This window comes from Paenibacillus litoralis (assembly GCF_046244365.1).
Lineage (GTDB): Bacteria > Bacillota > Bacilli > Paenibacillales > NBRC-103111 > Paenibacillus_V.
In genome coordinates, this window is the sequence record NZ_CP176395.1 from 8197635 (window position 1) to 8223611 (window position 25977).

Annotated in this window: 23 protein-coding genes; 9 read left to right on the top strand and 14 right to left on the bottom strand. The window is 56.9% G+C overall.

Annotated elements, in window-relative coordinates; all coding sequences use genetic code 11:
• The first annotated feature begins 175 nt into the window (after positions 1-175).
• Complete coding sequence (locus ACKGJP_RS34380; protein WP_409343225.1) at positions 176-1420, top strand: MFS transporter; 1245 nt, start codon at positions 176-178, stop codon at positions 1418-1420.
• An 84-nt stretch (positions 1421-1504) separates the two neighbouring features.
• Here ACKGJP_RS34380 and ACKGJP_RS34385 read toward each other — a convergent pair whose 3' ends face one another.
• Positions 1505-1984: a hypothetical protein gene (locus ACKGJP_RS34385; protein WP_409343226.1), complete on the bottom strand. Its 480-nt coding sequence runs from the start codon at positions 1982-1984 to the stop codon at positions 1505-1507.
• 220 nt (positions 1985-2204) lie between these two features.
• Here ACKGJP_RS34385 and ACKGJP_RS34390 point away from each other — a divergent pair, with 220 nt between their 5' ends.
• From ACKGJP_RS34390 to ACKGJP_RS34420, 7 genes are all read left to right on the top strand, one after another.
• Positions 2205-3404, top strand: a complete 1200-nt coding sequence (locus ACKGJP_RS34390; protein WP_409343227.1) for a conserved virulence factor C family protein — start codon at positions 2205-2207, stop codon at positions 3402-3404.
• A 127-nt stretch (positions 3405-3531) separates the two neighbouring features.
• On the top strand, positions 3532-4314 hold the full coding sequence (locus tag ACKGJP_RS34395; protein WP_409343228.1) for a glycosyltransferase family 2 protein: 783 nt from the start codon (positions 3532-3534) through the stop codon (positions 4312-4314).
• Complete coding sequence (locus ACKGJP_RS34400) at positions 4307-4669, top strand: SMR family transporter (protein ID WP_409343229.1); 363 nt, start codon at positions 4307-4309, stop codon at positions 4667-4669. Before ACKGJP_RS34395 ends, ACKGJP_RS34400 begins: the two co-directional genes overlap by 8 nt.
• A gap of 12 nt (positions 4670-4681) precedes the next feature.
• Positions 4682-6103 carry an ArnT family glycosyltransferase gene (locus tag ACKGJP_RS34405; RefSeq protein ID WP_409343230.1) on the top strand — a complete coding sequence of 474 codons (1422 nt, stop codon included), beginning with the start codon at positions 4682-4684 and terminating at the stop codon, positions 6101-6103.
• A 203-nt stretch (positions 6104-6306) separates the two neighbouring features.
• Complete coding sequence (locus ACKGJP_RS34410) at positions 6307-6717, top strand: BlaI/MecI/CopY family transcriptional regulator (RefSeq protein WP_409343231.1); 411 nt, start codon at positions 6307-6309, stop codon at positions 6715-6717.
• 3 nt (positions 6718-6720) lie between these two features.
• Positions 6721-7566, top strand: coding sequence for a M56 family metallopeptidase (locus tag ACKGJP_RS34415; RefSeq protein WP_409343232.1), 846 nt, complete (start codon positions 6721-6723; stop codon positions 7564-7566).
• Positions 7567-7691: 125 nt separating this feature from the next.
• Positions 7692-8378: a YceI family protein gene (locus ACKGJP_RS34420; RefSeq protein ID WP_409343233.1), complete on the top strand. Its 687-nt coding sequence runs from the start codon at positions 7692-7694 to the stop codon at positions 8376-8378.
• Between the two features lie 490 nt (positions 8379-8868).
• On the opposite strand, the gene ACKGJP_RS34425 is transcribed toward ACKGJP_RS34420, so the two are convergent.
• The 4 genes from ACKGJP_RS34425 to ACKGJP_RS34440 all read right to left on the bottom strand — a co-directional run bounded on the left by ACKGJP_RS34425 (position 8869) and on the right by ACKGJP_RS34440 (position 12538).
• On the bottom strand, positions 8869-9894 hold the full coding sequence (locus tag ACKGJP_RS34425) for a Gfo/Idh/MocA family protein (protein ID WP_409343234.1): 1026 nt from the start codon (positions 9892-9894) through the stop codon (positions 8869-8871).
• Between the two features lie 142 nt (positions 9895-10036).
• Positions 10037-10741: a PIG-L deacetylase family protein gene (locus ACKGJP_RS34430; RefSeq protein ID WP_409343235.1), complete on the bottom strand. Its 705-nt coding sequence runs from the start codon at positions 10739-10741 to the stop codon at positions 10037-10039.
• Between the two features lie 11 nt (positions 10742-10752).
• The gene (locus ACKGJP_RS34435) at positions 10753-11703 is read right to left on the bottom strand and encodes a glucosamine-6-phosphate isomerase (RefSeq protein WP_409343236.1); all 951 of its coding nucleotides are present in this window, start codon (positions 11701-11703) and stop codon (positions 10753-10755) included.
• 22 nt (positions 11704-11725) lie between these two features.
• Complete coding sequence (locus tag ACKGJP_RS34440; RefSeq protein WP_409343237.1) at positions 11726-12538, bottom strand: sugar phosphate isomerase/epimerase family protein; 813 nt, start codon at positions 12536-12538, stop codon at positions 11726-11728.
• Between the two features lie 237 nt (positions 12539-12775).
• Here ACKGJP_RS34440 and ACKGJP_RS34445 point away from each other — a divergent pair, with 237 nt between their 5' ends.
• Positions 12776-13687 carry a helix-turn-helix domain-containing protein gene (locus ACKGJP_RS34445; RefSeq protein ID WP_409343238.1) on the top strand — a complete coding sequence of 304 codons (912 nt, stop codon included), beginning with the start codon at positions 12776-12778 and terminating at the stop codon, positions 13685-13687.
• A 114-nt stretch (positions 13688-13801) separates the two neighbouring features.
• Here the strand turns inward: ACKGJP_RS34445 and ACKGJP_RS34450 are convergent, their stop codons facing one another.
• The 9 genes from ACKGJP_RS34450 to ACKGJP_RS34490 form a co-directional block, all read right to left on the bottom strand.
• Positions 13802-14812, bottom strand: coding sequence for a Gfo/Idh/MocA family protein (locus ACKGJP_RS34450; protein ID WP_409343239.1), 1011 nt, complete (start codon positions 14810-14812; stop codon positions 13802-13804).
• A 77-nt stretch (positions 14813-14889) separates the two neighbouring features.
• The gene (locus tag ACKGJP_RS34455) at positions 14890-15813 is read right to left on the bottom strand and encodes a carbohydrate ABC transporter permease (protein ID WP_409343240.1); all 924 of its coding nucleotides are present in this window, start codon (positions 15811-15813) and stop codon (positions 14890-14892) included.
• A gap of 9 nt (positions 15814-15822) precedes the next feature.
• Positions 15823-16725 carry a carbohydrate ABC transporter permease gene (locus ACKGJP_RS34460; RefSeq protein ID WP_409343241.1) on the bottom strand — a complete coding sequence of 301 codons (903 nt, stop codon included), beginning with the start codon at positions 16723-16725 and terminating at the stop codon, positions 15823-15825.
• A gap of 1 nt (position 16726) precedes the next feature.
• Positions 16727-18943 (bottom strand): DUF5696 domain-containing protein, encoded by a 2217-nt coding sequence (locus tag ACKGJP_RS34465; RefSeq protein WP_409343242.1) that lies wholly within the window; start codon positions 18941-18943, stop codon positions 16727-16729.
• A complete protein-coding gene (locus ACKGJP_RS34470; protein WP_409343243.1) occupies positions 18933-19685 on the bottom strand; it encodes a Yip1 family protein in 753 nt (250 codons plus the stop codon). The genes ACKGJP_RS34465 and ACKGJP_RS34470 overlap by 11 nt, the downstream gene beginning before the upstream one ends.
• The gene (locus tag ACKGJP_RS34475; RefSeq protein WP_409343244.1) at positions 19660-21096 is read right to left on the bottom strand and encodes a hypothetical protein; all 1437 of its coding nucleotides are present in this window, start codon (positions 21094-21096) and stop codon (positions 19660-19662) included. The genes ACKGJP_RS34470 and ACKGJP_RS34475 overlap by 26 nt, the downstream gene beginning before the upstream one ends.
• 35 nt (positions 21097-21131) lie before the next feature.
• The gene (locus ACKGJP_RS34480) at positions 21132-22010 is read right to left on the bottom strand and encodes a carbohydrate ABC transporter permease (protein ID WP_409343245.1); all 879 of its coding nucleotides are present in this window, start codon (positions 22008-22010) and stop codon (positions 21132-21134) included.
• 3 nt (positions 22011-22013) lie between these two features.
• A complete protein-coding gene (locus ACKGJP_RS34485; RefSeq protein WP_409343246.1) occupies positions 22014-23006 on the bottom strand; it encodes a carbohydrate ABC transporter permease in 993 nt (330 codons plus the stop codon).
• On the bottom strand, positions 22990-25962 hold the full coding sequence (locus ACKGJP_RS34490; protein ID WP_409343247.1) for an extracellular solute-binding protein: 2973 nt from the start codon (positions 25960-25962) through the stop codon (positions 22990-22992). The genes ACKGJP_RS34485 and ACKGJP_RS34490 overlap by 17 nt, the downstream gene beginning before the upstream one ends.
• Positions 25963-25977: the final 15 nt, after the last annotated feature.

Genomic DNA, 25977 nt, shown 5'->3' on the forward strand with positions numbered 1-25977 from the left:
TCATGCTAAAAACCCGCCAACGTCTCTCTATCCCAATAACCGGAAAACAAAAAAAACGGTAGAGCACGTTCGCATTTGCCATTTCGCTATACGGGGTATACGCCTCCGCGCGGTACCTGCCGATACAGCATAAAACGTGACGTGCAAGCTGCCGGAAAAAGGTGGATCCACTTCCATGATATTTCGCGCGTCACAGCTTTTTCTGATCATGAGATTCGTCGCTTCTCTTGCCGGATCGACGATGTTTACGACCTATTCGGTATACTACGTCGCAACGCTTGGCTTAAATCCTTTTCAGCTGCTGCTCGTCGGAGCCGTTCTCGAGCTCACCGTGCTCGTTTTTGAAGGCATTACGGGCGTGGTCGCCGATACGTACGGACGACGCCGATCTGTCGTTACGGGAATGTTCATTCTCGGCTTCGGCTTCATGCTGGAGGGCAGCGTGCTTGGGCTCGAAGCGATCAGCCCGATGATTTCCTTATTCGTTTGGGTGCTGATTGCGCAATTTTTTTATGGCTTAGGCCATACGTTCGTCAGCGGAGCCGACACGGCCTGGATTGTGGACGAAGTGGGCGAAGAGAACGCGGGCAGCCTTTTCATGCGGGCCAAGAGCCTCTCCTTGCTTGCCGTCCTGCTCGGCATTGCGCTTAGCGTCGGCTTATCCACTCTAGCGCCCAACCTGCCTTATGTGATCGGCGGAGCGATGTATGCGGGACTTGGCTTTTTCCTCCTTTTCTATATGAAGGAAACCCGGTTCGTTCCCTTGGAACGTACGGAAGGCACTTCCCGCTGGCTAAGCCTGAAGACGACTTGGCTGTCCGGCATGCGCGCCGTTCGCCGTCAGCCCGTGCTGCTTATGATTCTCGTCGTAACGGTATTCAGCGGAGCGGCGTCCGAAGGCTACGATCGGCTATGGCAAGCGCATCTGATCTCCGGCATCGGCTTTCCGCAGCAGGTTGCGTTCTCGATGGCGCTCTGGTTCGGCATCATTGCCGTAGTAACGACGCTGCTCAGCATGCTGGCCGTGCATCTTGCGGAAAAACGGTTGGATATGGGGAACGAGCGGATCGTGTTCGCCGGCATGCTGATTCTGACCGGCGCCCGTATCGCGGCGGTCGTTTGCTTCGCCTTCTCGCCGAACTTCGCCTGGGCGATCGGCTCCGTCCTCTTGCTGGGGGTGATCGGCGCCCTTAGCGGACCGCTTTTCGACACGTGGCTGAACCTGAATATCGAAAGCAAGGTGCGCGCCACCGTTCTGTCGATGATGAGCCAATCGGATGCGCTCGGCCAAACGGCAGGCGGTCCTCTGGTCGGCTGGGTCGGCAGCCGTCATTCGATCCGGGCATCCCTCGTCGTCGCCGCCATCCTGCTCTCGCCGATTCTCATCGTGTTCGGCAGGGCGCTTCGTAAGAAAGCTTGAATAAACAAGGACGCCTGGGTTCCAGGCGTCCTTCTTCATGAGACGGCAAGCAAGCTGTCGTCTTGATACAGCGGTTTGGGACGGTTAGTCAATCTCGAAATTAGCCTGCCACCCGTCCGATTGGAAAACGGTGGAAGTCGTCGTGCTTGCGTTATGAACAGCAAAAACCAATAATACCGTTGTATCTTCTGTGCCGGTATTCTCGAATAGAACGAAATTCGGCTTCTCTTCGGCACAGCTGGAAGCGGATTGAAATCTGTTGCCGCCCAGTACCGCCACAACGAAACGATTTTTAGCGTCACCAAAGCAAAATCTGGTCCTCTTGAGAACAAGCTTTTCGCCACAGGGGACAATGACGGCAATTTGCTGCCTGGTGGAAGTAAAATCTGCATTAAGCGTAAAATTGGACGTCCCCCCGATAACTCCGCTTACTTGGAAGCTGTCCCACGATCCTTTTATTCTCGCTTTCGATTTCGAGTTCAATCTGGCTGCGGGTTTCATTCTGGCGACATCTTTCTTTCTGGATACGGGCGTTCTTTTTGATGCGGGCTTTATTTTAGCCATAGGATGCTTACCTCCCATCTATCAAATCTAATTTAGTATATTAAGAGATTCCGGATTCTAACTGGACGATTACGCAACTATTTTCATAGTTTCCAACACAAAAAAAAACGCTAGAGCATGATCGCCCTGGCGTTTTACCTGTTTGCGCAGCGCCTTGGGTTTTGCGGTGCGGAATGGTAAGATAGCAGTACTTACATGACGAGCGAAGGAGTGCTTCCCGATGAAAATCGTTTCCATCGAACCGACGCCAAGTCCGAACTCGATGAAGCTGAATATGGACGAAAAATTGAATCCGGGCGTCCGGCTCACGTACGCGCCGGACAACGCGCAGCAAGCCCCCGCTTACGTACAGCGGCTGCTGGAAATACCGGGTGTAACCGGCCTGTTTCAGACGGCCGATTTTATCGCGCTCGACCGTCACCCCAAGGGGGACTGGCAGGCGATATTGGGCGCCGCGCGGGAGGTGCTCGGCGAAGCCGGGGCCGGGGCCGACGGCGGCAAACCTGCGGGCGCCGCTGCCGGCGAAAGCGGCAGCGGGCAACCGGCTTCGCAAGGAGCAGCAACCCCCGAGAACGTCCCTCCCGCAGGCTGGGGCGAGGTGAACGTCCTCGTGCAAATGTTCCGCGGCATCCCGATGCAGGTTCGCGTGCAGAGCGCCGGCGAGGAACGGCGCGCGGCGCTGCCCGAGCGCTTCGCGCAAACGGCGGTGAAGGCGGGCGCCGCATCCCCCAACCTGCTCTATGAGCGGAAGCTCGTAGAGCAGGGCGTACGCTACGGCGAGCTTGCGGACGTGCTCGACGAAGTCGTCCGCGAGCTGGACGCCGCCTATGACGCCGAGCGGCTGGACGCGCTCGCGGCGGCGGCGCAAGCCGACGCCGGCGACGCGGGAGAGCAGCGCAGCGAAGCCGCTGAGCTGGCCGAGCTGGAAGCGGCGCTGGAGGACGGCGATTGGCGCAAGCGCTATGCCGCGCTCCAGCGCCTTACGCCGACCATAGCGGCGGTTCCGCTGCTCGCGCGGGCACTCAGCGACGCGCAAATGTCGGTGCGCCGGCTCGCCGTCGTGTATCTCGGCGACATCAAGGAGCCGGAGACGCTCCCGCATTTGTTCCGGGCGCTGAAGGACAGCGCCGTAGCGGTGCGGCGCACGGCCGGCGATACGCTGTCGGATCTCGGCGATCCGGCCGCCATCGGCCCGATGAGCGAGGCGCTGCGCGACCCGAACAAGCTCGTCCGCTGGCGCGCCGCCCGGTACCTGTTCGAGACGGGCGACGACACGGCGCTGAACGCGCTTCATCAAGCGAAGGACGACCCCGAATTCGAGGTGCGCATGCAGATCAACATGGCGATCGAGCGGATCGAAGGCGGAGAAGCGGCAAGCGGCTCCGTTTGGCAGCAAATGACGAACCGCTCCCGGGAATAGCGGCGAACAAGCGGTTCTGATCCGAATAGCCAAGCATATATTAGGAATAAAGCTTCTGGTGTTTCATACACGGGAAGCTTTTTCTTTTGTCCGCTTTTGGGCCAAGTCGGGTGCTGGAGTGATGGGCATGACCTATAAAGTCGTCGTAGGCGTTCCGGTGTATAACGAATATCCGGCTTTACCGCGCCTGCTGGATAAGCTTGTCGCGCTTAAGGCGCAGCTTGGCGAGCAGCTTCACGTTTGTGTCGTAAACGACGGAAGCACGGACCTGACGGAAGCGGTTTTGCACAAATATGCCGCTGCGCATGCTTTTATCACCTACAGAAGCCATGACCGGAACAGAGGACTCGGCGCCGCGATCGATACGCTGTTCGCCTTCGTGTCGGAGCAATACGGACCGGACGATGTGCTGGTGACGATAGACGGGGACAATACGCATCATCCCCGGTTCATTCCCGGCCTGGTGCGTCAATTAAAAACAAAAGACCTCGATCTCGTCATCGCTTCCCGGTTCACGGCAGGTGGCAAGGAAAAGGGGGTTTCCGCCGCAAGAAAGCTGTGCAGCCGCGGGGCGGCGGTCTTCTTCAAGCTGTTCTTCCCGATTGCCGGCGTGACCGATTATTCCAGCGGATACCGCTGCTACCGGATCGGCTACGTCCAAAAGGCGATGGCCGCTTACGGCGGAAAGCTCGTTACGACGGCGGGCTTCGCCTGCATGGCGGAAATCATCGCGAAATTCAGTAGGCTCGGCGTGAAAGCCGGGGAATATCCGCTCATTCTGGATTACCATCTCAAGCAGGGGCACAGCAAAATGAACATTTACAAAACCGTACGCGGCTATATCCGCCTACTCCGGACCGTCCGCGACGCCGAGCCTTCTGCCGGAAATCGAGGGATTGATCATGAATAATATCGTGCTGCTCGTCTTTTCCGTCTTGCTCGGCTCGCTTGGACAAGTCACGCTCAAGATCGGGGCCGACAAAATCGGCAAGCTCGACCTTGCCCCGAGCCTCCTTTTGCCTGAGCTGATCAGGGTTTTCCGTACGCCGGAAATGATCGTCGGGGTTCTGCTGTTCGGCGTAAGCTTCGTTACCTGGATCAAGGTGCTGACCGGCTCGCAGCTGAGCCTTGCCTATCCGATGGTGAGCCTCGGCTATATCAACGTCGTGCTGTTATCTTCCTTTCTGTTCAACGAGCCGATTACGCTTCCCAAAATTTGCGGAATCGCCTTGATCATCTCGGGCGTTCTCATTCTGCACCGGTAGGGAGTGAGCTTCATGGCCGAAAAATGGAAAGAGCATCGTGTCGCCGTCTTTTTGCTGCTGTTGCTGCTGCTGCTCCGGCTGCCGTACCTTGGCGCTTCGCCTTACGAATACGATTCGTGGCGGCAATCGGATACCGAAGCGATGGCCCGCAATTTCGTCGAAAATCGTTTTAACCCGTTCTACCCGCAAATGCACTACGAAGGGCCGCAGCCCAATTACGTTCAGCTGGAATTGCAAATTACGACGTTCCTGATCGCCATCCTATACAAGCTGTTCGGCTTTCATTACGAGCTGGCGCGAATCGTCCCGGTGCTGTTTTTTACGGGATCGGCTGTGTTCGTTTACCTGATCGCCCGCCACTATTTCGCCAAGCCCGCGGCGTGGATTGCGATCGTGCTGTACGGCTCGCTGCCGCTGACTCTTCTGTATTCGCGGGCCATTATGCCCGAATCGGCGGCCTTGTTCTTTTTCACCGGATGCTTCTACTTCTTCTCGCGCTGGATCAAAGAGGATCGGCTGTGGGTGCTTCTCCTTGCCGCCGTATTCACGGCGTTGGCGATTTCCCAGAAGGTTCCGACCGTCTTCGTCGGACTGCCGATGATCGGCATGGCTGTCGCCAAGTACAAATTGCGCTCCTTGTGGAGCTGGAAGCTGTGGGGCTTCGCCCTCCTATCCTTGCTGCCCCCGTATTTGTATTTCGTCTGGCTCGCCTCCATTTCCGAATATACGTTCGTAAGCGGCATCGCAAGCAAACATGTCATCCCGAATTTCCTGCATGCTTTCTATACGAAGGGAGGGCTCGACTTTTTCCGAAAGGAGCTGCCGGAGGCTTTTACCGTCTGGGGGATCGCATTGTTCGCCGCTGGACTGGCATCTTTGCATTGGAGGAAGCATTATCCCTTGGGACTGTGGGCGATCGCCATGATCCTGGAGGCGCTGACGGTCGTAGCCGTCATCAAGTTCAACTACTATCTCATTTTCCTGTGCCCGCTCGTCGCGCTACTAGGGGCCCGCTTCCTTCATGTGCTGGGCAAAGCCCGGATTGGCATGGCGGCTTCGCTCGTCATTGCGTCTGCGGCCTGTTGGGCCGGTCTTCAGACTGCCATCCCCTCCATGCACAAACAGCAGGCCGAGCTTATTCATCAGGCTGCCGTCGTCCAGCAATTGACGAATATAGACGATCTGATCGTAGTCGGCACGGACGACCCCTCTCTGCTTAACGCGAGCAACCGGAACGGGTGGCGGGTGACGAATACGCTCCCTGGCAAGCCGATCGAAGAGCTTCAAACCTTTAAACGTCAAGGCGCCAAATATTTCGTCCCGTTAAAAGGCTTCATCTATGACGACGACGGCAAGGTCAAAGCGTACCTCGACGCCCATTTCGAGAAGATCGAGGCGGAAGGCGGGTACTCGATTTATCGGCTAAATCCATGAATGGCTAGCGGACATCGAAACGGCGGGATGAAACCATCCATATTCGATTCGTCATTCTTTTCCATTTGTCATATTTAATGTTATTTTAAGGTTCGTTTAAGCTAACGTTCAGGAATGTTTCTTATGATGTGGGAAAGCTGCCCGGCAGGGTTGACTTCCCACCCCTCTTACACTACAATTCGTAGTGAAAGGTGTGTGCCGGAATGAAGAAAAAGTTCAATTTCAACCAGAGAGGCTTGGAACTTTTTTTCGGGCCGCTTGAAGCTCAAATCATGGAAATCCTTTGGTCCTGTCCCGATCTGTCCATTAAGGATGTTCAGGTAAAGCTGGAGAAAAACAAAGATCTCAACTTCAACACCGTGATGACGGTCATGAACCGGCTAATGGATAAGGGAGTACTAACCAAAACCATGATCGGGAGAACCTCCATTTACCGCACGGTGGATTCGAAGGAACGCTTTCTGGAGAACCAGTCCAAAGAAATCTCCCACAACCTGGTCGAGGATTTCGGGCCCTTAGTCGTCAATCACATGCTCGACGGCTTGGATGAAGCCGATCCCGGTTTGCTTGAAAAGCTGGAACAAAAAATAAAAGCGCTCAAAGAAGGAAGATAGAAGATGTGGAAACGGAGATCGAAGGTTCTGTTTTTCTCGAGTGCGTTTATTTCTCTGTTTATTCTCGCTCAAATGGGCATGTACGTCACCGAAACGCTGTCCGGCATTTCCGTGTATAACCTTTTTCAGCAATGCACGAGCTGGATGCAAAAGCTCGGTTTGCCGTGGATGGCCTATATGCTGGATTTCTTGGCCGTATCTACGCCGGTACTGGCCGCCTGGTTCATCGGCAAACAACTGTATCTATCCGGACGCACCTATAAGAAGCTGTCGTCTCTCAAGAACGTCGAGCTTACCGCCGACTTGAACGACGCTTACCTCGACGGAAGGAACGGCATTCTGGTCGTATCCCATCCGGACCCGATTGCCCTTACGATGGGGTTTATCCGCCCGCGAATCGTACTGTCCACCGGTCTATTGCAGCTGCTTGATTCCGGCGAGCTTGAGGCGCTGATTCAGCACGAAATTTACCATATGAAACACAGGGATCCGCTCAAAACATTCATCATGTCCTTATGTTCGTCCGTCTTGTGGTACGTGCCTATTCTTAAATGGAGCCAGAAGCAATATACGGCTGCGAGGGAAGTTTTGGCGGATTCGTATGCCATCGAAGCGATGGGATCTGCGGAGAGCCTCGGCAGCGCCCTATTGAAGCTGCTGCGGAGAAAGCAGACGAAGCGTTATCCGTTCACCTATGCGTCCTTCGCCGAGTCCTCCATTAACTATAGAATCCAGTATCTGATCGATCCTCAGGCCAAGCCGCCATTCCGGCTGCCCGTCAAGAGGATGATGCTTTCTTTGCAGGTGGTCGCGGCGTTATCGGTCATGCTGATCGGCGAGCTCCTGTAATTTTTTTTAGCCACGAGCACTACATGTCGTAGTGTATTTCAAAAAGGAGGGGTGCCGAGATCAAGGCTGCGAAAGTCAGCGTTCCACTTCACCTATTCCACCACAACCCATAAGGAGGACGAATCATGAACATCAAAAAAGCGGTAATTTCCTTAGGAACTCTAGTTGTATTGGCAGGCGGCGCCTATGGCGCTTACGATTACTTCGCGGGGAATCACGTTACGATTCAGGAGGTCATTCCCGCGGATGCCCCTGTACAAGCCGGTGCGGCAGTCGTAGAGGCGAGTAAGCTAAACGGTCAATGGAGCATTCAACCGGATTCGAAAGTATATTTTTCCGTCACCACTTCCAAGGAAACCGTCAACTTCGAGGGAGGATCGGTCCAAGGAAGCTGGCTGATCGACACGTCGGATCTTAACAAAATGAGCGGAAAAGGCGCGGTCGACATCAATGCCCTTCAGTCGGGCAATTCGCAGCGGGACGGGCATATCAAAGGGGCGGAATATTTAAACGCGTCGGCGAATCCCGAGGCGACCTTCACCGTCAAATCGTTCGAAAATTTCCCGAAGGAATGGAAGGAAGGGTCGAAAGCCCCCTTCACTATGAAAGGCACGCTTACGATTAAAGGCATATCGAAGGACGTCACCTTTGCGAGCGAGGCGCTTTATACCCAAGGCGCTTTCAAAATGGAAGGCAGCACGGTGGTTACATTCCACGACTTCGGCATGAAAAACCCTCACACGGTCATGCTGGATACCCAGAACGATGTAACCGTTCAGCTCAGGCTCAATTTCGGCAAGAAGCAAGCCTAGACGGGTTCAACTGTGGGATCCGAGTGAACCTGGGTTGACCAGTGTGGGAGGCACTCTGCGTCTGAGTGAACTTGGGTTGACCAGCGTGAGCGGCGCTCTGCGTCCGAGTGAACCTGAGTTCACTAATAGTGAACCTTTCTTCACTAAATGCCCTAAAATCCCACCCTCAAGGGCATTTAGTGAACTTGAAGGGACTATTTAGCCGTGAGGTTCACTAATAGTGAACTTTTCTTCACTATTTGCCGTCGATGCACATTTTCCACCCCGTATAGTGAAGCCAGATTCACTAATAGTGAACCCGGGTTCACTATTTCGGCCGCAGTCTCGCCTCCCCGAGATTTAGTGAACCAGAAGGGACTATTTGGCCGTGAGGCTCACGATTTCGGCTGCAGCATCACCCTTTCCCTAGCAAAAAGGCCGTCCCTCGCCATCATTCGCGGCTTGTGAGACGGCCTTTACAGCAGCAGCGATACGCTGCGCGAACTCAAACTTACGCGATATCCACGACCGCTCCGCCTGCGCCGGCCGAACGGGCTTCCGCCTCGGCAATGACGAGCGACGTCAGCGTATCCTCGGGCAGCGCGCGATCCAAGGGACGGCCGCCCGCTATCGCCTCCGCGAAATATTTGATTTCGCGGTAATAACCGGGCTCCTCCGGCAATTCGGGCACGAAGCCTTTGCCCTCCTTCGGATTGTCGCGCAGCGTCCGCTTCTCGTACACGAGGTTGCCGCCCTCAAAATTGACGCGGAACGACATCTCGAAGCCGAACTCGCCCTGCAGCGTCCGGTCGCATTGCGAGCTGACGACCTTTTTGTCCGGATACGCGTAGTTGGTCGAGATGATGTCGAACGAGCTGCCGGGCAGCACGTCGCGCGCGAACGTCGAGACGGATTGCGGTTTGCCGAATAGCCAGTTTACCATATCGACATCATGGATATGCAGGTCGAACAAACCGCCGCCGCTCGTTTCTTTGCGGACCATCCAGTCGTTATGCGTCCACTGCGGCGGATTGCCGCCGCGGAAGAAGTGAGCCGACAGCACCTGCCCGTACCGTCCGCTTTCCACCGTTTCCTTTAAGTACTCGTACTCCGGCCAGAACCGCAGCACTTGGGCGATCATCAGCTTTTTGCCGTTACGCTGTGCGGCATCGACCATCAGGCGACCCTCCGCCGAGCTGAGCGCCATCGGCTTCTCGCAGAGGACGTGAAAGCCCCTGTCGAGCGCCTTCACGGTCATCTCCGCGTGGAGATGACTCGGCATGGCGATATCAACGTAGTCGAATTCTTCCTCCGCCAACATCCGGTCATAATCGTGATAATGCTTATAGCCGGACAGATCGAAGCCGCTCGCCGCCGTCTGAATGTTGCCCTCGATAAAGATGCCGCGGAATTTTTTCTCATCCGCATCGCATATCGACGTTACTTGAATCGGAAACCCTTCCTCCACCAGCCGCTCGTAGCTTTTCAGATGGGCGCGTCCCATAAAGCCGAGACCAACCAAACCGACTTTCAGCATATGTTTCTCTCCTAACTATAGGTAATCCTCTTCATGATCCTTTTAAGCTTCGTACCTACCAGGCAGAGCAGCTACCCCGCTCGAACGCCTTCTGCGAGGAACGAGTCGTTCGAATAACGCCGTCCCCCTAGAGCTTGCCTAGTTATACCGGAAACCGGACGGCGTTCGGACGCGTCCAGACAAGATGCTGAACAAATCCCTCCGCATACGTGCAGCCCGCTTGGATGCCTCTCGTCTTGCCGAGCGTCGTGACGAAATCGACGATGTCGACGTTGTCGTGCTCCTTCAGCCAGACTAGCTGGCTCTGATGCTTGCGGAGCATTTCCAGCTTCGTATCGAGATGGTCGGTCACGTCGACGAAGAATGTCGGCTCGAAGCCTAGTCCGGATAAATTGTCCATGTAGTACAAGCCCGGCACCTTGTCCGCAGCCGGATGCTTCGTGCGAAACCAAGGCAGCGTCGCGAAGAACGTCGCGTGAAAAACGAGCTGACTGACGGCAATATGATCCGGCATGTAATCATTCGGCGCATGGGTGATGACGATATCGGGCTTCGCGTAACGAACGAGATCGATGAACATCATCCGGTTCTCCTGATTTTCCGCAATCAGCTCGCCGTCCCCGAAGCCGAGCGATACGACTTCGCTTCCGATAACGGCGCCTGCCTCACGGGCCTCGATGCGGCGTATTTCCGTCAGCTCCTCCGGTTCGATCCGGTAATGCCCCTTGTCTCCCTTGCAGGCATGGCACAGCACGATATGATGTCCGGCCTGCTTCAGCTTGGAAAGCGTGCCGGCGCAAGATATTTCGATGTCGTCGGGATGCGCTCCTACCGCCAAAATGTTCATATTCTCGCTCCTTAGTTCAGCTCGGGCTGCAGCGGCCCCGCCAGCTCGTTCAAGAAATACAACTTGCCGGGAATCGTCGGCATGTAGCTCGACGGCACCCACGGATTCGGCCCGTATTTGAGCGTCGTCAGCAGCGACATCCCCTGCCACATCATACCCCGCCCCAGCGCGCCGTCGGCCCCCCCTATCGCATAGTCCGCCTGCAGGAACAAGCCTGGTCCGATCGTATTGGCATAGCAAGGCACGAGCGTCGTCCGGCTTTTAAAGCTTGTGATGGCGTTCTGCTCGATCGTGAGCGGATGCAGCTTCGCGGCGATCCGGTGCGTATCCGCCCGCCACTCGGCTTCCGTATCGTACTCGCCGGCAAAATGGGGCTCCCAGAACGCGATGTGGAAAACCCGTCCGATGCCGTAAACGACGGCGAGCTTGGCGCCTTCGCTGCGGAGCGCGGCGATTTTGTCCGCATACGCCGGCAAATTTTCCTTCGTGGCGAAATTCCTTTGGCTTTCCGGCACCGTCAAGCCGCCGAGCGGCCCGTAGAAGCTGTTCTCCATCGCGTACTGGAACGCGCCCGGATTCGACGGCGGCAGCGTATTGCCATCGGCGTCGCTCCATTCGTCCATGTTGAAGCCGTACACATGGGAAGCGCTTACTCCCCATTCCTTCAAGAAAAACACCGTCCACTTGTACATCCCCATCGGTCCCACCGGCAAAATAAGTGCGAGCTTCTCGCCCCGCTCCCGCGTCCGCTTGATCAGCAGCGCGATTTCGTGGCCCATGTACGTATCGAACTGCTCCAAGCTTGCGCACGGCACCGGTTCGAAGCCTTCGTTCCAATGCGGCTCCCGTTTCAGCGCCTCTTGCGGCGCCAGCGAGGCGCAGGCATCGATTTTGGCCAAATCCCAGCCTGCCGGAAAATAGCCTTCCATCATGGAGCCCTTGATCGTCGTGAACAGATTCATCCTCGATACTCCTCCCCGGCGCTCAGGCCAGCCACTTATTTAAGTTCTCGATCGTCGTGCGGATGTCGCGCGCCTGCTCGTCGCCGGATATTTCCCGCTCTATGATCAGCTCCCCGTCGTAGCCGATGTCGCGGAGCTTCGCCAAAAACTCGGGAAACCGCACCTTGCCCGTACCTACCAGCACTTCCTTGCCGAGCAGCTCCCCGTTCGTCGGATAAAGCCCGTCCTTCACATGGACGTTCCGCACGTACGGTCCGATGACATCGAGCGCATCGATCGGGTTTCCTTTGCCGTATAAAATCAGATTGGCCGGATCGAGATTGATGCCGAGGTTGGATGTCCCTACCCGCTCGATCGTGCGCAGCAGGACGACCGGAGTCTCCTGGCCCGTTTCGAACCAGAACCCGAGCCCCTTGCTTTCGCAGTATGCGGCGACCTCGCGGATCGCCTGAACGACGCCCTCATAAGCCGGATCGGTCATGTTCTCCGGGATGAAGCCGCAATGCGTAACGACTGCAGGCGCGCCGATCCGTTCGGCGAAGTCCGCCCAGCCCTTGAGCGTCTTTACCCGTTCCTCCCGGTACTGCTCCGGCACAAGTCCAAGCGTGACCGGTCCCTCGGTGAAATTCCATTTGCCCGGCCCGGCTACCCAGCCCCACAGCGCGCAAATACGCACGCCGTGCTTGTGCGATTCGCGTACGACATTGTCCGCAATTTCCGTCGTGCACAGCGCGGGATCCCATCCCGTCAACTGGCACACGTTCAAGCCGAACTGGCTGACATGTTCGAAGCAGCTGCCGTTGTTTTTCAAAATATTGATGACGCCGATCTCCATCGGTTACGCCCTCCGTTTCTTTGCGTCATGTGCGGTTGTAACGTAATCATAACGTGGATGCAGAACCCGATCTTTAGACGACTAAACGTCTTTTTTGCACATTCTTTTGTACAATCGTTCGTAAATTTTGCATTATGCTTCGTTTTCCGTTTGCCTGCCAAAACATACAGGAATTTTCACCTTTCGTGTGGAATGAAGAAACGACAACGTTTTCTACAGAGAGGGCGATGCCGTGCCATGCGATTCCCGCGCTATGAGATTCACGAGGACATTCATATCCGCAAGCTGATCTCCTGCTACTATTTCGAGCTGTCCAAAAACTACAGGTACGCCGGCGAGAAACACGATTTTTGGGAAATTTATTACGTCGACAAGGGCGAAATTGAAATCGATACGGACTGCGGCCACTTCAACCTGAAGCAGGGCGACCTGCTCTTTCACGAGCCGGACGAGTTTCACAGCCCGAAGAGCAACGGCAAAGTGTCGCCGAACGTCTTCATCGTCACCTTCGAGTGCGAATCCGAGCCGATGTCCTACTTCCTGCAAAATAAGCTGTTCCATCTTGGCCCCGGAGAGCGCGCGGTGCTCGCTCAGCTGATACAGGAGGGCTGGAACGCCTTCAGTCCGAGCCCGACCGGCAGCGGCCGTATTTTGTATCCGCGCGAGGGGGCTCCCTTCGGCAGCGAGCAGCTGTTCAAGAATCATCTTGAAACGCTTATCATTCAGCTGATCCGCAGCGGACACGACGGACAAAAAAGCAGGCAAGCGCCCGTCGTTAGGGAGAAACCCGAAACCGGAGCGGCGGATAAAATCATTGCCTACATGAACGAGCATCTCGGCGACAACCTGACGCTCGATCAGCTTTGCGATCACTTCGCCATCGGACGGACGCAGATTAGCATCATGTTCAAAAAACGGGTCGGCTGCGGCGTCATGGAATACGTTAACCAGCTAAAAATCGACCGCGCCAAAATGTACATCCGCGAAGACATTTACAACCTGACGGAAATTTCGGAGCTGCTCGGCTACAGCAGCGTCCACTATTTCTCGCGCCATTTCAAGAAAACGACCGGCATGACGCCGTCGGAGTACGCGCGAATGCTGTCTGCGACCTATACGCGGATTACGATGCAGCCGACGGAATCATAACATTTACGTTATATTCCGAATATCGGAATTGCCGCTGGTACGTCTGCCGTCGACACGGCTTACAGAGCAAGCGGAACAAACAGGGCATGCCGCTCACGGCATACCCTGTTTGTCTTACAGAAACCGGATTTCCCGGAAGCTCCGCTGGGATTCATACGTTCCCAGTATGATTTCGAGCGAATGCTTGCCGTCCTCCCCGCTGACGACCGGACGCCTGTCCTCGAGCACCGCCAGCGCCATATCGCGGATTTGCGCCGCATGGCCGTCGGGAATGACCTCGAATGCCGGGAAGACCGGAATATCCATCGTCTCCCCGATCAGCTCCAGCGCCGTAATGCGGTCGCCGGTCAGCTCGACCGTCCCCTTCTCGCCTTGCAGCAAAATCCGGTGCTCCGGCTGCTTGTAAGCCGTCGTCGTCGCCTCAATGCTGCCCAGCGCACCGCTCTTATACTGGAGCGACACGACGGCGGTATCCTCGACCTCGATGTCCCTCAGCACGTTGCGGGCATAGCCCGTCAAAGCGGCGACCGGTCCGGCCAGCCATTGAAGCAGGTCGATCGTATGAATGCCCTGATTCATCATGGCCCCGCCGCCGTCCATCGCCCATGTCCCGCGCCAGCCGGCGCTGTTGTAATACGCCTGGTCGCGGTAAAATTTCACGTAGCCCGAGCATAAGCTGAGCTTGCCGAGACGCTCTTCGTCCAGCAGCCGCTTGACGAACTGCGACGCAGGCGACATGCGCCGGGGAAAAATCGTCGCCAGCTTGACGCCCATAACGTCGCAGGCTTCGACCATCCGGTCGGCGTCCGGCAGCGTAATCGCCATCGGCTTTTCGCATACGATATGCTTGCCCGCCTCCGCCGCCTGGACGGTCTGCTCCGCATGCATCCCGCTCGGCGTGCACAGGCAGACGACGTCGATCGTCGGATCGGCCAGCAGCTGCCGGTAATCGGTATATGCGTTGACGCCGTATGCCGCTCCGAACTCCTCCGCCCGGCGTCCGTTCATATCGCACACCGCGGCCAGCTCGGCCTCCGGCGCCCGCTCGATCCCGGTAAAATGGCTTTGGGCAATGCCTCCGCAGCCGACGACGGCAAATCTCACCTTACGCTTCGAAGCGTTCATTTATCCTTCTCACCTTTCTTAACGTTAATCGTCAGCGTCATCATTCGTTCATGCCGTTAACGCTCTTATCCGCCTGCTCACTCCACCAGTCCCGTCCGTTCCACGCCTTCCACGAACCAGCGCTGGGCGATCATATAGACGAGCAGCGGCGGCATGATGATGAGAAAGCTCGCCGCCATCCGAATCGTTTCGTTCAAGTCGAAGCCGGCCTCGGCATCCGGATACAGCCCGGACAGCACCTTGTTCAATTGAAACAGGCTGAGCGATAGAGGCAAATCTTTCCCTCCGAGCATCATGCCGGTCACGAATGTCTCGTTCCAGTGCCAGACGAAGGAAAACAGGAAGACGACCAGAATGGCGGGCCTCGCAAGCGGAATCATTACGCGCCAGTATACCCGGAACGGTCCGGCACCGTCGATCAGCGCCGCATCCTCCAGCTCTCTGGGCAGCGTCATGAAAAACTGCCGGAAAATGATGACGAACAACGCTCCCCTAATGCCGTGTCCGAGCATAGCCGGCAAAATGACGCCCCATTGCGTGCCGAGCAGCCCTAAATTTTTGAACAGCACGTAGAGCGGGATGATCAGCGTCTGCGGCGGAATAAGAAAGCTGAAGACGAGCAGCGCGAACAACAAGTTTTTGCCCGGAAACTTCAGCCTCGCGAACGAATAGCCGGCAATAGAGCAGAAAACCACCTGCCCGACCGCCGAGCATCCGGCGATGACGAGGCTGTTTCCGAGGGCGTCGGGAAACTTCAGCCCCTGCCAAGCAAGCTTCAGGTTATCCCATTCGAATGCGGTCGGAATCCATTTAACCGTCGGATCGAGCAGGTCGGCGGTCGTCTTGAACATCGTCGAAAGCATGTACAGGAACGGCGTCAAATACATGAAGGCGATGTCGATCAGCACGAGATACAAAATGAGCAGCGCAATGATTCCTTTGCGCTCCCGGTCGCCGAACAGCAGCATGTGCGCTTTTTCGAGCCAGTTCATACCCAGCATGGAGCTCGCCTACCTTTCCCCCGAGTAATGGACAAATTTGCGGGACAAGCCGAGCACGGCAAGCAGAACGAGGAACACGATCGTAAAATAGATCCACCCCTGCGCGCTGGCATACCCGTATCCGAGCGTAGGCACCGACATGTTGGTGACGATCATGTTCAGCACCGGATTAAGCAGCGGCACCGTAAACATGTCGACGATCGTATAGACGACGTTCAGCAGGATGAAGGGCGTCAGCGCCGGCAGCGTGATTTTCCAGAACATTTCCCAAGGCGTCGCCCCGTCGATAAGCGAAGCTTCGTAAACGCTCGTGCCGATCGTTTGCAGACCGGCCAGGTATAGCAGAATCTGCACCCCGGAGTACCATAAAATGACGACGAACAAATTCAGCACGGTCAAGATCGGGTCGGCCCAGAAGGTCGGCACGTTCGCCGAAACGAAGCCGGCAATATCGTATTTGTTCAGCATGTCGAGGCTGCCCGCCTTCTGGTTGAATATTTCCGAGAGCACCTGTCCGGTGCTGAAAATGACCGGAAGGAAAAAAACGGCCCGAAACGCCATGCGCCCCTTGAACTTCATATTCAGCAGAATCGCCACGAACAGCGAGAACAGCACGATAATCGGAATGACGAGCAGCGTGTTTTTCATAATGCCGGCAAGCGCGGCGACGAACGTATTGTCGGACAGGAAGGCGTAGGAGTAATTCTCCCAGCCCTTGAATTCGAACTTCATCCCGTCACCGGTAAACCGTACCTTCTGAAAGCTCATATACAGCGAAAAGCCGAGCGGGAACAAGACGAACACCCCGAGGCCGATCAGCCAGGGAACGAGAAACAGGTAGCCGGAAATCGCCTGCTGCGTCTCGATCGACAGGCGCGATCTTCTTTTGCGCAAGGATGGTAAAAGCGCCATCTTATCCCTCCTTCCCGGTGACGGCAAAATCGAGCGGCTTTACGGTCAAGCCGTTTCGCGTATAAGCCGTTTCGTTGTAGTTGACGACGATCGCAGTGCCGTTCGCGTAGCGGGTTTCGTAAACGCCTTCGGCCAGCTCGCGATGGCCCGAAATGAACGTCCCGCGTACCGGTCCGAGCGCTTCGTTCCAGCGTCGATACTCCGCCGCGAGGGAATCCTTCCATTCCGCGAACTTGCTGCTGTAAATAAAGCTGCCCGCCGTCTTGCGCAGCTCGGACGAATCCTCGTACGTCAATAAATATTGGGGCACGGCGCCGTATTCGATCGATCGCAGCCAGTCCGTCTTGCCCGAATCCCGCAGATTGCCCCACATGCCCGAATAGTCGACCATGCCGTGAATCGCGATCGGCAGAAACGGGACGGCCTTCGTGGCAACGAGATCGTAGCTCGGATCCATCGGCAGCTGCTGGATAAAATCCAGGCTGCCGACGATGTAGCTGTTGCCCTCCGCCGCTCCCGCAGCCCCAAGCCGGTCTTTGGCCAGCTTGAGCAGCTTCCGGTAATCTTCGGCCGCCTGGGCGCGGGTAGCCGGATCGGAGGCGCGGAAATTCGAGTAGACGCTGCCGAACCCTCTAAAGTACATGCCGTCGATTCCGAGCGCTTCGTATTTGCTAACGTTATCCTCGAACAGCCGCAGCGCTACCGACGCCGAATTGACATATTCGGTTTCGCCCATGGTCTTGCCGGACTGCACCTTGCCGTTGATGTCCTTCAGGGAATCGCGAGAGGGCACGAAGCTGCCGTTCAGCCGCGAGCTGGTATAGTCCGCCTGCAAAAAGACGCGGTCGCCGTTCGCTTGTGCTTCGCGGGCTAACGCAGCAAGCCCCTTGTCGCCGCCGAGCTCTTTCTCCGCGGGCGGAACGTCGGGCATCACGTTGCGGTCCCCGCCCTTAGCCCATCCGGTATACATCACGTTGATGGGCCCCACCCCCGCTTCGTGCAGGCCCTTCAGGACGGATGACGCCTGCCCGAACGTCGTAGCGGAAACGAAGTTCGGGGCGAACAGCCCGCTCTCCTGAGCCCCTCCGTACAAAGTCAAATACAGCGGCAGTCCTTTAGCGTCCGATTGGATTTGCCGCATGCCCTGCGTCTCCTTCAAATAGCCGCGGTAATCGGCCGCCATACCGGCGTAATCGGCTTGACCGCCGGATTGGAAATAATACCGGATGCGCCTGTTCTCCGTGGACCTGTCCTTCTCCACCGTCTTGTAACCGGCGCCCAGCTTGCTCGTTTGGCGAAAATACGCGTTCCGGTATACGAATTGCGGCGCAATCCAGTGGAACGACGTGTAGAGGCCGGACGGCGTCGCATGGACCGATGACGTATATTCCCCTTCCTCGATGACGGCAAGGTACGAATGCGAGTCCCGCTTCATGCCGAACGCCGGGAAAATCGTATAGGTGCCCGGCTGCCCCGGTATCGCCCGGTCGTTGCCGAATATTTTGGCCGAGACGCGCGACAGCAGCTGGTGCTCATCCTTCATCGGAACGATGGCGCCCATCTGCAGCGGCACAAGCATGTAGCCCTCCTGAACCGCCTGCTTCTGAACGGCCCCGAAGAACGGGAACGGCCAGACGGAGACGACCTCCTTGCCTGCGCTTTCGACGATCGAGCCGGATGGAACCGACACTTCCAAATAGCCGTTTTTCAAACGCACCTCGGTCTTGAACCGGATACCCAGCGTTTGCAGGTCGAACGTCAGCTCCGCCCCTCCCTCGGTCCCGGCCACGGTCGTTTTCGTTTTGGCGTCGTTCAGGTTGGCCGTATTGAACTGCAAGCCTGTGCTTTGCTTGGACGCATCCACATATTCGACCAGGAACGGGGAATCCGCGTTGCTTTTCCAGAGTCCCTTCAAATCCGGCTCGAGGCCGGTGTCCGGATCGCTGTTCCAGACAAAATCGCCTTGTTTATCCCGTACGCGTATATGTCCCGCATCGTTTACAAGCAACTCCAGCCTGCCGTCCTCGGCTACTTTCCTGTAACTGTCCGCCTTGTACTCGATCCGTTGTACGGACGCGGGGTTGATGACGGCGGGGGCCGTAGCCGCTTGACGGGATACCGGCTTCATGGCGAGCTTATCCCCTTGCAATAGGACATAAACGGCGCCGGCCAGCGCCGCGAGAACGAGCAGCAGCGTCAAAACGCGTTTAACCGCCACGATAGGACACCTCCCTGACGACCTGTACGAGGAAATCGTACAGCTGGAACGTAAGCCCCGCGAGAATGAACAGCAAAATCCAGATCGCGAAGATGAAAAGCACCGACAAAACGACGTTCAGCGCCGTTTCGCCGATCTCGTAGTTGTGAATCTCCTTGGCCATGATAAAAAAAAGAATAAGGGTCCAGCCGATCATAACCGTATTGCCGAAATCGTAAACGACACGTTCGTTCAAGGTCAGCACGTTCGACAGAACCGCCAGCGGCAGCGAGATGACAAGGAACGGCATAAGCGCATAAGCGCTGCCGACGAACACCTCCGTCCATTTCCCCTGCCCCTTCATGATGGAGCCGATCATGTAGTTGGCGACCACCCAGGTAAGCCATGGCAGCAAGTACTGAAGCATCAGCGTCAGCAGGCTGACGTTCTCCACTCCGGAGGGGTTGAATAAATAGGCGGTGGCGAGCTTCGATAACAGCAAAACGACATAAGCGGCTGCAAGCAGCAGGATCGCCGCCACCATGCTTCCGTCGCCGGAATAGCGAATTTCCCAGAACACCTCAAAAGGATGCTTCAGCACCCTGAACGATTGCTTGAGCTGAAAACGGACGTCCTGCGCAAGCCGGGCCCAAAAAGAAGCCGAGCGAAACGGCAGGAGCGTGCCGGGAAATCGGCCGCGCCGAATGCGGGTTGACGGTTTGGTGCGGTCTTGCGGTTCAGGCTGCGGGTTCAACGCTTCCATCGTCCTTCCTCCCGGCAATCGTTTTCTTCAACTTTCTTAAGGCGACATAGGCGAGAAGCAGAATGGCCGCGAGCAGCGCAAGCGCCGAAAAATGCTTCTGCATCCACGCGAGACGCACCTGCCAGAACGCGTCGGAGTAGCCCTTCGTATCCCCGCCTTCGCGGAACTCCTTCATCGCCCGTTTGTAGTCGCCTTCTTTGTAGTACGCCTTCGCAAGGCCGAGATGCGCCCGAAAATATTTGCTGTTCATATGCAGAACTTCACGCCATGGCCCCGCGCTCTCCTCATAATGGCCTTGAATGTGCAGATCCGTAGCCTTCTGCACGAGCGTTCCGAATTCGGTTCGCTTGAACGTCTGGACGATGCTCGCCGTCCGGTCCAGCACGAACAGCTTGCCGGCCGAGTCGATCGCAAGAGCCGACGGGTATTTGAACAGCCCGAGCTTCTGGTAGCCCTCGTCTTTATAGCCGAATGCAAACATCAAATCTCCTATCGCATTGTATTGAAACAGCAGACCGAACTGCGCATCGACCGCCGTGATGTTGCCGAGCGCGTCCACGACGACGTCGGTGAACTGCTTTTGCTGGCCGGTGAGCAGCTTGGTGACGCCGTAATTTTTCTCCCCGAGCAAATCCTTTCCTTCGTAGTTCAGCTTCTTGATCTGCCCCTTGGGCACTTGGATCGAAGTGGTGTACAGCAAGCCGTTCGGTCCCGCAGCCACGTTCGAAACGGTGCCTGGCAGCTTGAGAAGTTCCTTCTGCTTCTGCTCCTTGGTGAAGAACATCCGTTTCAGCGCATCGGACATCGTGAAATCGACCTTATTGGAGCCGAAAAATCCTTCGAAGCCGCCGTCCGGATCGAGCAGCAGCAGCCCTTGATAGCCGTTCTTCGTAGCTACATACATATGGCCTCGTTCGTCGACGGCCAGCTTGGTCGGTTGATAGGTGAAATTTTTCGGCAGGATCGCCGATTGCGGCCGCTTGAACGCGCGCACGAACGTTCCTTTCGCGTCGAATACGGCTATGCGCTCATTTTTCGTATCCGCCACATAAATCGTCCCGTCCGGCCGTACGAACAACCCGTTCGGCTCGTTCAGCTTACCCTCGCCCTCAGGCTGGATGACGCGAATCGTATCGCCCCGACCGTTCAACTGAACGATCCGGTTGTTCCCCGTGTCGGCGATGTAGAGCTCATCCTTCGCATCGATAAACAGATCCTCCGGATTTTTCAAGCCGCCGTGAAAGAACGTCTCCGGCACGTACGCCGGCTGCACCGGAATTTCCCTTCCGTTCAGGTCATAAATAAATGTGCCGTAGGGCACCTCCGCATGAGCGCTCTTCCCGCTCCACGGGCCGAAGGCCGCAATCGTCAGCGCCAGCAGGACCAGGCTTCGTCTTATGAACCTTTTCATCGCTCTTCCCCTTTCCTGGAATGGCCTCCCGCCGGTCATTTCAGCCCCGAGTGCGCCATCGTCGAAATGACCTTCCGCTGGAGAAGCAGGAACAGAACGAAGCTCGGCAAGAACATAAGCAAACTGGCCGCCGCCGCCACCCCTTGGCGGGCTACACTGTTGGCAAGGCCGCCGGTCAGCGTGCTGACGAAGAAGGGCAGCGTCTTCATCGTTTCGTCCTCGATATAGAGCGATGACGATTCCATATTGCCCCAGCTGGACTGAAAGATGAGAATGCTGGCGGTCGCCACCGCAGGCATGCACAGCGGCAATATGATCCGCGCGAATACGGTGAACTCGTTCGCGCCTTCCATTCTTGCCGCTTCCATCAATTCGTCCGGCAGCAGGTCGATGAACTGCTTGAACAGGAAAACGATGACGGGCAAGGCGATGACGGGCAAAATATGCGCCCAATACGTATTGATGATCCCCAGCTTGCTGATGACGTAATAACGCGGAATTTGCACCGTTTCCGGCGCGAACATCAGCGAAACGATGATCAGGGAAAACATCTGCTTCTTGCCGATGAACCGGTGCTTGGACAAGGCGTAAGCGCATAACGCGCTGATGAGCGTGCCGATCGCGATCGTCGCCGCCGCGACGATCACGCCGTTGAACACGTACCGGCTGACCGGCACGACCGCCGTTTTGGTCACCACCAGCAAGTCGTAAAAGTTATCGAGCGTCGGCTGCCGCGCCAGGAACGTAGGCGGATACAGAAACAGCTCGTGATACGGCTTCAGCGCATGATTGAACAAGTACACCATCGGCAGAAGCATGAAGACGGCAAGCAGCGTCAGCAAGGCGGTCAGCACCCACTGGAACGGCGTCGTTCCGTTCAATCGGCTGCGTCTGCGGAACCGTAATATGTCCATGCGTTATTCCCCCTTCGAGCCGAACAGCTTCCAGCACAGCTTGCTGGACAAATAAATGATGACGAGCAGGACGACCGAAATCGCGGAAGCGTACCCCATTTCAAAGCGGATAAAGCCGAAATCGTCGATATGGTTGATCATTAAGTGCCCCGCATAGTTGGGCGACGGGTTGGAGCCGGTCAGCTCCACGCTGATCGAGCCCGCCTTCAGCGTGCCGACGACCGCCATGACGGCGCCGAACAGCATTTGCGGCTTCATCGCCGGTATGGTGATATACCAAATTTCCTGCAGCCGGGAACGAATCCCGTCGATCCGGCCCGCTTCGTACAATTGGCGGTCCACATTCTGAATGCCGGCCAGCATGGCAAGAAAACCGACGCCCATACTCGCCCAGAGTGAGACGATTATCATGATTTTCATAATGTATTGGGGCAGAATCGTCCACAGCTTCGGCTCGTTGATGTAGCCGATATCGAGCAGGAAGTTGTTCAAATACCCGAGCCGGTCTCCGCTGAAAAAAATGAGCCAGACGACGGACATCGCAATGCCGGCCGTCATGGAGGGCGCATAGATCGCAAGCGTATAGAACGACCGGACGCGGGACGGCAGCTGGGCGATTAGCCAAGCGAGCGCAAACGACAGCACATAGCCGACGGGCCCGACGATGACCGCGAACAGAAACGTGTTCGGCAGCGCATACTGCCAGAACACGAGATCCTGCGTAAACAACGCCTGATAATTGAGCAGGCCGATGAATTTCGGCGGCTCGATGGCGTTGAAGCTCGTAAAGGACAGCATGATCGCCGCTCCTGTCGGCAGGGCAATGAACAGTGCGAACAACAGGAAGAACGGCGACACGAACAAATACGACACCCATGTCTTTTTCATATCCGCAGCGGCCGTCTGAAGCTTCTCCTTGAACGTAACGGCTGCTCTTGAAGACTTGACTGGGGCGGAAGCCGCCGTGGCACCCGCTCCGCTACTTGGATTCGCCATGCGCGCCGCCTCCTTCCCAGGGCTCCTTCAGATCCGGCACCTTCAGCTTGCGTACCGCTTGGCCGTTCTCGTCGACGAACCCGAACTCGCGCTGCTTGCGCTTCAGCTCGCTGTCGATCTGGAACACCGCCTTCTCCAGCATTTCACGGTAATTTTGATTTTGCAGCACCGTCCGGGTCCAAGCGAACGTCAGCTCTCTCGGTGTAAAATAGCCTCCCGGCACGTTAGGCATTTCCTTATACCATTTCCACTGCGAAAGAATCGTGCCCGCGTCCTTCTCCGGCCACGGAAGCCTCTTGAACGCTTCCACATTGGCCGTATTCCAGCGGAATTCCACGCCGTTCAGCAGCTCGATCTCGTTGCCGAAGCGCGCTTGCGTATCCGCCGAAGTCCACCATTTCAGGAATGACCAGGCATCCTCCCGCCTCTCGGACGACTTGAAGATCATGCCTGACGACAGATTGCCGCCCGACCAGCGCACGACGCTGCCGTCCTTCTGCCCGGTCCCCGGAATGGGGGCGATTTCCCACGATCCGGCTAGCTCCGGAGCGGCCACGAGCAGCTGCATATAGGTGTTGTAGTCGGCGATGCCGATCGGCATATCTCCGCTGCGAAAGTGCATGTAGAAGCTCGAAACCTCGCTCGGGAATCCGTAAACCGTAAACAGCTCCGTCCATTGCTTAAATGCGTTGAAGCCCTCGCGGGAGCTCAAAGCGGATTTCGCTCCGTCCTCCGCGTAGAAGGATGCTCCGTTTTGCATGAAGAGCGGGGCATAGTTGAGCTTGGATAAATAGAAGCCGAGGCCCTTCTGCTGCAGCGTCGGCAGCATCTTGTACATGTCGTCCCACGTATCCGGCGGCTTTAGCCCTATGCTCTGCAGCACGTCCGTCCGGTAAAACAGTACGTTCAAGGCGACCGTCTCGGGGAGCGCGTACACGCCGCCGTCAAACGTGAACGGAATGAGCGTCCCCGGTTGAAAGCGTCCTGCGACCTCCTTGTAGTCGGGAAAGTCGCTGAGCGGCACAAGCGCGTTCCGCATCGCGAAATCGACCGGCGCCCCTTCCGCGATGCCGAGCGCGACATCCGGCTCGCGGCCTGACGAATTGCTAAGCAGGAGCTGTCCGGGGTTCGGCATCAAGTTCACGTTGACCTTAATGCCGGTCTTTGCCGTAAACGATTCGTCGGCCAGCTGCTGCATGAGCGACACGTAATCCCGCCCTCTGCTTACCCAAACGTCGATGCCGTCCGGATCCCGCCTGCCGTAATAATGATAATTCGGCGAGAAGGTGCGGAAGAAATTGACAACCAAATCCTGAACGACGGCGAAAGTCCCCGGAGGCTTCTCCGGCTGCCCGGGCGATGCCGTCACGTAAATCCGGTCGAGCGTGAGCGGCTGGCGGCCGAGCGAATCGATAAACATCGTCATTTTCTCAAGGTTCTGCGCATGCATCTCCGGCGGACGCTTCGAGAGCAAATCCGGCTCCTCCGCCATTTTGCGCAGATCGTAGATGACGGAGCGAAGTCCGTCCGCGCCCTGCAGCGAACTGCCGTAAAGCGCTTGCAGCCTCTCGACCTGGCGCTGCAGCCCGTCCGCCAGCTCATTCAGCCTCGTTATGGCGTCCGGCATCGTTTCGGCCAGATTCCAGTCCCGGTTCTGGTCGACCATGCTGCGGTTTTTGACGCCGGTGACCATGGCGACCTGACGGTTGATTTCCTGGTAGCCGTCCACGATCGCCTGCAGCGATTCGCGAACCGGCGTCGTCGGCGAAGGATCGGCCGTCAGTTCCAGCCGGTGCGTGCCTTGATGAAGGTACAGGGCAAACGGCTTGCCCTCCTCGTCCTTAAGCGCTTCGACATTCCAGCTCCGCGAATAAGGGAACGGGTACGATTTCAGCTCGCGGAACGGCACTTGACCGTCGATGCGGATTTCGCGGAAGCTGACGGCGTCCTTCGTAAAGTTCTGCAAATATTTGAAATGAATATAGTAGATCCCATCCTTCGGAACGTCGAACGACCATTCCGCCGACTGGCCTCCCCGGCTCCAGCGTATGCCTCCCATCGTGTTGAAAAGCTGCTTGCCGTTCGAATGCGGGCTTGCAAGATTATCGTTGCTCGCCTGCACTTGAACGGAAGGATCGGATTTGGCGCTCATCGCTTCCGCTTCGACCGTCAGCCTCCAATCGGAGTCGGCTCCGTTCGGAAGCGGCTTCCACGCTGCGGCAGCCTGCTCGTAGTCCGGTAAGGACTGAGGCGCCTTGACCGCGATTTCCGCCAGCGCGACCGGCTCGAGGACCGATTCCAGACGAAGCCTGTGCTTCCCTTTGGACAGCTTCCAGCGAAGCGGCTCGGGATCCGACATTTTGGCATCGGTCAGCCGGCGGCTGGACCATTCCGTCACTTCCTCCTGCGACGGCCGAATCTGGTCGCCGTGCTCATTAAGCTTGGGCGGATAAGCCGAGTCCTTCCACTTGCGCGCCAGCTGTACGCTTTTCGCCTCGGCGAACGGCAGCTCCCCGTCGACCCGTATCCCGATCTGCACCGGACTCGACGATCCTTCCAGCGGCAGAGCCGTAAGCTCGATATCGTACAACCCGTCTTGCGCCACGTCGATTTCGTACTCGGCCCACTGCTTCGCTTGCTTAAACTGGACGACGCCCGTCCTTCCTTTAACGCCGCCTGTGACGACGCCTTCGGACGCACTGGCGTAGCGTTCCGCCGGCCAGTTGCCTGCATCCGCAGCCGCGTCCTTCCAGCCTTCCTTGCTCCAGGCTAGAAGCTTCTGCGAATAAAGCGACGCATAGGGTTCAGCCAATTGCTCGACCGCCGGCATCGCCGTCTTGACGCGGCCCTCCCCCTCGACGATTCCGCCCGAGAGCATGCCGCCTGCGGGTGCAAGCAGCAGCAATAAGGCGGCCGCAAGCTTCGTAACGGTTACAGTCACAGTCTTCGTTCCCATCGGAAATCCTCTCCA